At 59.6% G+C, this 2,837-nt stretch carries 2 protein-coding genes; one reads left to right on the top strand and one right to left on the bottom strand.

Going from position 1 to position 2,837, the window contains the following annotated elements:
- The coding region (locus tag ACMLHG_RS11555; RefSeq protein ID WP_417170596.1) for an MFS transporter at positions 1-582 on the top strand (582 nt) is incomplete at its 5' end.
- Between the two features lie 51 nt (positions 583-633).
- Here ACMLHG_RS11555 and ACMLHG_RS11550 read toward each other — a convergent pair.
- On the bottom strand, positions 634-2,837 hold a 2,204-nt coding region (locus ACMLHG_RS11550), incomplete at its 5' end, for an excinuclease ABC subunit UvrA (protein WP_417170595.1).

Here is a 2,837-nt window from a genome sequence, read left to right as displayed (position 1 = left end):
ACCTTTCTTTTTCTTGGAACGGCTCTGAACAACGTTTCGACGGTGTGTCGAACGACGTTCAACCTGCTGTTTGCAACTCAGGAGCTTCAGATGACTGCAGGACAATTCGGCAAGGTGATGGCGGTGGGGGCGGCGGTTTCGGCCGGCGTTGTACTGATGACCGGTTATTTGATGGATAAATTTCATCCACTTCGAATTTTTGTTGCAAGCGGCGTCATCGTCATTTTAGCGAATATCTGGGGATACTTCTATGTGACGGATTACGCTTCTTTTTTTGTCGTGGGGATTGCGATTGCCGTGGTTTATTCGGTACAGTTCGTCAGCAACGGACCGGTGTTCATCGAGCTTTTCCCGCCGGACAAGTTCGGACAGTTCAGCAGTGCAAATGCGATGATGAACAGTGTTCTGCTGATCTTTGCAAATTACTTCGGTGGCGTGGCAATTGATCATTTCGGCTACCGGTTTATTTTCATATGGGACACATTGTTTACTGCCGGAGCCACAGCAGCCTTGCTCGTCGTCTATGCCCGTTGGAAACAGCTGGGGGGGCCGGACCATTACGTGCCTCCTCCAACAGATTGACTGCCTTTGTGCAATGAAATCCGAAAAGAATCAGGTCTGTCTGAATCTCTTTCAGCGAAATTCAAAATCATTTTTCAAATACCGGCCGGTGCGGCTCTCCGGCGTCCGGGCGACCGTTTCCGGGGGGCCTGCAACGACAATCCGCCCGCCTTCGCTCCCGCCGCCCGGACCCATGTCGATGAGAAAGTCGGCGTTGCGGATCACATCCAGATCGTGTTCGATCACGATGACGGTTGCGCCGTTTTCGATCAGTTTCTGGAAGATTCCGAGCAGAACCCGGACATCCAGCGGATGCAGTCCAATGGTGGGTTCGTCGAAGACGAAGAGCGAATCCTCCTGCGTCCGGCCCATTTCTCCGGCAAGTTTCAATCGTTGCGCTTCGCCGCCCGATAGGCCGGGCGTTTCCTCCTCCAGCGTCAGGTAGCCCAGTCCGAGATTCCGGAGCGTCTCCAGCCGCTGGCGGACCGTTTTCCAACTGTCGCAGAACTCCACCGCCGTGTTGATGTCCATATGCATCAACTCCGGGAGCGGCCGGAGTTCCCCGCGGCGATTGGCGAGGTGGATCGCTCCCGCCGCCGCCGCGTAGCGGGAGCCGTGACAGTCGGGGCAGGGGATCTCCACGTTGGGCAGGAATTGAACATCCAGACTGATCGTGCCGGTTCCATCGCAGCCCGGGCAGCGCAGCTTGCCGGTGTTGTAGGAGAAATCCCCCGCCTTGTAACCGAGCTTCTTCGCGTCCGGAGTCGCCGCGTAAAGTTTGCGCAGTTCGTCGTGGACATTGGCGTAAGTCGCCACCGTGGAACGCACGTTGATGCCGATCGGCGTGGCGTCGATCAGCTTCATCTGCCGGATTCCTGCCGGATTCACCGCAAGGACGTGGGCGGGGAGCTTTCGGCCGGCGATGGCGGCCTCCAGCCCCGGGATCAGGCTCTCCAGAATCAGTGTCGTCTTGCCGGAACCGGAGACGCCGGTCACCACCGTCATTCTTCCTTTCGGAATGTCGACCGAAAGCGGTTTCACCGTGTGGATGGCGCCGGTGTCGAGGTGGATTTTCCCGAGCGAAAAGAGTTCGTTCTCCGGTGTGCGCGGGCGGATTTTTTCTTCCGCTTTCCCGGAGAGAAAGGGGCCGATGAGCGAGGCGGGATTGCCGGCGAGTTCGGCGACGCTCCCCTGTGCGACAACATTTCCCCCGGTCGAACCGGCGCCCGGACCCATTTCAATGATGTGATCGACACCGGAGAGGATCTGCGCGTCATGATCGACCAGCACGACCGAGTTGCCGTCGGCGATCAGGTCGTGCATGACGCCGGCCAGTCCGTCGAGGTTGGCCGGATGAAGGCCGATTGAAGGTTCGTCCAGCACATAGAGCACGCCGGTGGTGCGGTTGCGGACTGCCCGCGCCAGCTGCATGCGCTGCCGTTCTCCGGTCGAGAGGGTCGAGGCGGCCCGGTCCAGCGTCAGATAACCGAGCCCGAGATCGAGCAGCCGCCGTGCGGCGGTGCGGAACGAATCGCAGATGTTCTCCGCCATCGGGCGCATCTCTTCCGGCAGAGACGCAGGAACGCCGTCCACCCAGATGCAGAGATCGGCGAGGGTCATGCGGCAGACGGCGTCGAGGGTGATTCCGCGCACCTCCGGCGTCCGTGCCGCGGCGGAGAGCCGGGAGCCGCCGCAGTCGGGGCAGGGGCTCTCGCACAGGAAACGGGCGACCCGCTTCATGCCGCTTTCGTCCTTGACTTTGGCGAGGGCGTTTTCGACGGTACGGATGGCGCTGTAGTAGGTGAAGTCGAGCTCTCCGGCGGAGTCGGTGTTTTTCGAATGGTAGAAGATATGTTTTTTGACCGCCGGACCGTTGTAGACGATCTCCTTTTCCTCCGGTGTCAGTTCGGAGAAGGGAACGTCGGTGCGGACCCCCATCGCCCGGCAGACATCGACCATCAGCGACCACATCAAGGTTTTCCACGGGGCGACGGCGCCCTGATCGATGGTGAGCGATTCATCCGGAACCAGCGTGGAGCGGTCCACCGTGCGGACGATTCCGGTGCCGTCGCAGGTGCGACAGGCCCCCTGGCTGTTGAAGGCGAGCTCTTCCGCGGAAGGGGGAGTAACGAGGGCGTAAGCGCCCAGCGTTTCGGTAGCGCACGCTTCCGCAAAAGCGTGGAAACTTGGGTTTAATCTGCATGCAAAGTCCAGTGGCCTTGCAAAGGTGGAATTTTCTGCAATATTACAACAGGAGGATCCGAGGAACATCAATC

It is taken from the genome of Victivallis sp. (assembly GCF_048170485.1).
Lineage (GTDB): Bacteria > Verrucomicrobiota > Lentisphaeria > Victivallales > Victivallaceae > Victivallis.
The sequence above is the reverse complement of the archived record's forward strand: the minus strand, read 5'-3'. Positions and strand labels throughout refer to the sequence as shown.